General features: G+C 47.5%; 4 protein-coding genes. 2 read left to right on the plus strand and 2 right to left on the minus strand.

Going from position 1 to position 4,340, the window contains the following annotated elements:
* Window positions 1–598: 598 nt before the first annotated feature.
* Window positions 599–1,618, plus strand: a complete 1,020-nt coding sequence (locus VIM87_RS11390; protein ID WP_331997114.1) for a fatty acid desaturase — start codon at window positions 599–601, stop codon at window positions 1,616–1,618.
* A 9-nt stretch (window positions 1,619–1,627) separates the two neighbouring features.
* On the opposite strand, the gene VIM87_RS11395 is transcribed toward VIM87_RS11390, so the two are convergent.
* Window positions 1,628–2,140, minus strand: coding sequence for a hypothetical protein (locus VIM87_RS11395; RefSeq protein WP_331997115.1), 513 nt, complete (start codon window positions 2,138–2,140; stop codon window positions 1,628–1,630).
* Between the two features lie 300 nt (window positions 2,141–2,440).
* Window positions 2,441–3,361 carry a S1C family serine protease gene (locus tag VIM87_RS11400; protein WP_217607057.1) on the minus strand — a complete coding sequence of 307 codons (921 nt, stop codon included), beginning with the start codon at window positions 3,359–3,361 and terminating at the stop codon, window positions 2,441–2,443.
* A gap of 293 nt (window positions 3,362–3,654) precedes the next feature.
* On the opposite strand from VIM87_RS11400, the gene VIM87_RS11405 reads away from it, so the two are divergent.
* Window positions 3,655–4,340 (plus strand): cation diffusion facilitator family transporter (locus VIM87_RS11405; RefSeq protein ID WP_331997116.1); only part of this gene is annotated, 686 nt, incomplete at its 3' end.

Genomic DNA, 4,340 nt, shown 5'->3' on the forward strand with positions numbered 1-4,340 from the left:
AAGATAGAACACAGCTCTTACCCAAAAGGCATAACAGAACATTCGCTCTTTTTATTTGGTTGATACTGATAACCCTGAAACTTAATTCATTTTACCTGGATGAAGGAGGGATCGGATACCGGCGCATTCCGCTTTGTTATCCATATGAGATCCGGGAAACTGAAAGCGGCACATACCTGTTAAAAAATGGAAGTGAAACTGGTTTAGCTGCAATGGATGAATGTGATATTGCTGCTTTTTCCCTGCAGAAAGACAAGGTGATTTTTCAATGTACCTCATCTGAAGAAATAAAAGTGTTTTCATTTGAGCATGCAATGCTTACTAAACCACAGGTTACAGCGGCTATCACCTGGACCACCTTTGAAAAAGAATATCCCATTTACCACTACCTTAAAATAGATTCAATAACAGCCCTGGTTTTGACATTACTGTATATATGTCTGATGGTTTATTTCCTTCGGTATTATAGCCCCGTCCGGCAGACATTACAGTAAATTTTTATCTTTTTAACAATCAACAAAATATTTACCTTTGCACACAATAAATATTAACTATTCCTAAATTGTAATTTTAACATTATCTCCCTATATTGCCGTTTATGACAAAGAGAAAAGACTTCGTGTATTCAACCGCAAGCGAGCCACACCGTATAAGAACCAAGGAAATTCTCAAGCAACATCCCGATATCCGTAAACTCATTGGGAAAAATCCGTTGACAATCTTTGCAATTATTGGTTTAGTAAGCTTTCAGGTTGTAGGAGCATGGCTGCTCAGAGATCAGTCATGGTGGCTGGTTTTCGGTGCAGCATACCTGCTGGGCGCCTTTGCAGATCATGCACTGTTTGTAATGATCCATGAATGCGCGCACCGCCTGCTGTTCAAGAAACCGGAGGCAAACCGCCTGGCCGGCATCCTGGCAAACATTCCCCAGGTAGTGCCCAGCTCTGTGTCGTTTGAGCGCTATCACATTAAACACCACTCTTTCCAGGGTATCCATGAGCTGGATGCTGACCTGCCCAACCGTTGGGAAGCCCGGCTGATCAATAACTATTTTGTGGGTAAAGTGCTCTGGCTGCTGTTTTATCCGCTGTTCCAGGTATTCCGCATTTCCCGCTTAAAAGAAATTAAGCCTTTTGATGGCTGGATAGCGCTGAACTGGCTGGTACAGATCGTTTTTGTGGCAGCAGTATCCTATTTCTGGGGTCCTAAAGCCATTAGCTTCCTGGTACTGAGCTTCTTCTTTTCTGTAGGCCTGCACCCCCTGGGCGCCCGCTGGATCCAGGAGCACTATCTTACCCATGGCGAGCAGGAAACCTACAGCTACTATGGCGTATTGAACACCGTAGCTTTTAACGTGGGTTACCATAACGAGCATCACGATTTTCCTTCCATTCCCTGGAATAAGCTGCCGCAGATCCGTAAGAACGCTTCCGGCTTCTATAACTCTCTGTATTACCATACTTCCTGGACAAAGCTGTTCTTCCGTTTCCTGTTTGACCAGGAGATCTCTCTGTTCTCCAGGGTAGTTAGAAAAGACCGCGGTAAAGTACAGCTGACAGACGAATCCAAACCGGATATGGACCTGGTGAAAGAGAAATTCTCTGTAGAGGTAAAGTAATGAGTAATATTACAATAGCTTTAATACCTTTTTGGCCCTGGATGTAAATCCGGGGCTATTTTTTTGCGCCAGCTGGTCTTCCAGTATCAGGCGAAGCTCCTGTTTAATATCCGGGTATTCCTGGGCAAGATGGGACAGCACGGTCATGGAAAAAGCCCTTACTGCAACGGTTTCCTCCGGATCGGCCAGGAAGTTAAAACAGTGGTTCATAACCGGGCCATGCAGGTCAGGAGGGATGGGCAGGAATTGCAGCACCCTTATTACATTTCGTTTAACCGCTACCGGTATACCGGCATCCTCCATGCGCTGTACCATAGCCGGCAGGTGTGGCACTATTAGTTCCGGATGTTCCTGCGCCACATAACTGATGATCCAGGCCGCCCTTTGCACCACGCGGTACTCATCCTGCAGGAACAAACCTATCAATTGAGTTACCCGCGAAGCATTTCCCCCGATCCAGTCTGTAAGATGGATAATATGATCACGGCTGTTGTCCTTTAAGATCTCAGTACGCAGATACATATAATATGTTTATTCCGGTTTTTAGTTCCACAAGCGTACAATTTATTTATTAAAAAATCTCTTAACCCAATGAAAAAAATCATGTTGCTTTTTTAACTTCTTATCCTGTACATAATAAGAACGGGGCTGACCAACATACTTTGATCAGCCCCGTTCCATTCCAGGAAAACCCCAGAGCCGGCAAGCAATTAACCGCATTACAAACAGCGGGTGATCGCGTTCCATCCTCTAATCAGCACATCGGCACCCATCCGCTCTAATCCATCTGCACACCTGCATATTTGCACATCTGCACATCAACTACGCAGCCTTTTTCTCTACCGGTGTTACTCTCAGCTCCAGTACCCGGTTTTGCCGGATCACTTTTATATGCTGGAACTGCCCGATCTTTTCCCGTCCCAGTTGCCGGAACAGGGCATCGGCGGTTTCTACTTCCTTGTTGTTGAAAGCAATGATGATGTCACCATCCTGCAAACCCGCCCTGGCAGCAGGACTTTTACCTTCCACACCCGTTACAAACAGCGCTGTTTTATTCCGCAGCTGCAGCCCGGTGCGCAGCTTGGGCACCAGCGTTATCTGCTGCAGCAACACACCCAGGTAACCCTTCACCACTTTACCATATTGCATTAATTCCGCCGCAATCATCTTGGCCGAGTTAATGCTGATGGCAAAACAAAGCCCCTGCGCGCCCTGTATCATGGCAGTGTTCACACCTACTACCTCGCCCTTGTAATTAATGAGCGGACCGCCGGAATTACCCGGGTTCAGGGCAGCATCGGTTTGCACCAGGTCGTCCATGGTACGGCCATTCCCGCTGTGTAAAGAGCGGCCTAACGCACTCACCACCCCGGCCGTAACCGTATGCTGAAAGCCCAGCGGGTTGCCAATGGCAATTACCAGCTGGCCTATCTGCAAAGCAGTAGCATCGCCCAGCTGTGCTACCTGGAAGTCAAAGGCAGATGTTTTAAGGATGGCAATATCCGCATCTGTATCTTCTCCTGAAAGAATAGCCGGGTATACGCTGCCGTCATGCAGCATTACGTTAAAATAATGGCCCTGGTGTACTACATGGGAATTGGTGAAGAGATAACCGTCGGAAGAAAAGAAGAACCCTGAGCCGGTCCCGGTTACTTTCCTGTTGGCATCCAGCCGTTCTATTTTAACAACTGATCTGCCTGCGGCTTCCACCGCATTATGGATGATCTCAGAATATGCATCCATAGCACCTCCTTTTTTTATTAAGGATGGCTACGCATAAAACAGGCCAGGGCGTTTAGGGCCGACAAAACGGCAGGGGCTGGACGGTTTAGGAGATAAGATGTCCGGAACAACGGGCCGCTCATGGAAAGGGCCGGCCCGTTGTTATGTTATTACAGGTTAGCAATATTGCCTGATGCAATGCGATCACTGTTATGCCATGTTACTTCATCCTATAAACAAATTCTTCCAATAAAACTTATTCCCTCTTTAAGCCTTTTTTACTTCTTTTGTAGCTTCCACCAACACCAAAACCATTGCTCCGGAAAGAATTTCGCATTATACTCATCTCACTGCTGGTCAGCTTCCTGTTAACGGTGGCTAAGTTTACTGCGTACTTTCTCACGCATTCGGTAGCTATCTTGTCGGATGCGCTGGAGTCTATCATCAATGTCGTAGCCGGCGCTTTTGCCTGTTACAGCATTTACCTCACCGGCAAACCGCGGGATGCCAACCATCCCTACGGGCATGGCAAAGTGGAGTTTTTCTCCATAGGAGCGGAGGGGGCTATGATCTTTATTGCCGGATGCCTGATCCTTTTTAAAGCAGTACAATACTTTATTGGTACCTATCAGCTGGAGGATGTTACCAGTGGTATCTGGCTTATTGGCGCCACTACTTTGGTAAACCTGCTGCTGGGTCAATACCTGGTAAGGGAAGGGCGTAAGCTGCCTTCCATTACCATTACCGGCAACGGGCAGCATATTATGACGGATGTGTACAGCAGCCTGGGACTAGTGGCCGCCCTCATAGTTATTCACTACACCGGCTGGACCTGGCTGGATCCCGTAGTGTCGGTAGCCATGGGCATCCTGATCCTGCGCAAAGGCTACCAGCTGCTGCGCCGCTCTATATCCGGGCTGATGGATGAAACCGATATGCAGGTGATAGACCAGGTCATTAACATCCTGAACCAACACCGCCGGCCTGCCTGGATAGATGT

This window comes from Chitinophaga sp. (assembly GCF_036569125.1).
In the GTDB taxonomy this organism is placed as follows: domain Bacteria; phylum Bacteroidota; class Bacteroidia; order Chitinophagales; family Chitinophagaceae; genus Chitinophaga.

Bases quoted from the DNA above. Each gene is read 5' to 3' on its own strand.
- VIM87_RS11400 (WP_217607057.1), bottom strand. From the start codon at position 3,361: ATGGATGCATATTCTGAGATCATCCATAATGCGGTGGAAGCCGCAGGC.
- VIM87_RS11395 (WP_331997115.1), bottom strand. From the start codon at position 2,140: ATGTATCTGCGTACTGAGATCTTAAAGGACAACAGCCGTGATCATATT.
- VIM87_RS11390 (WP_331997114.1), top strand. From the start codon at position 599: ATGACAAAGAGAAAAGACTTCGTGTATTCAACCGCAAGCGAGCCACAC.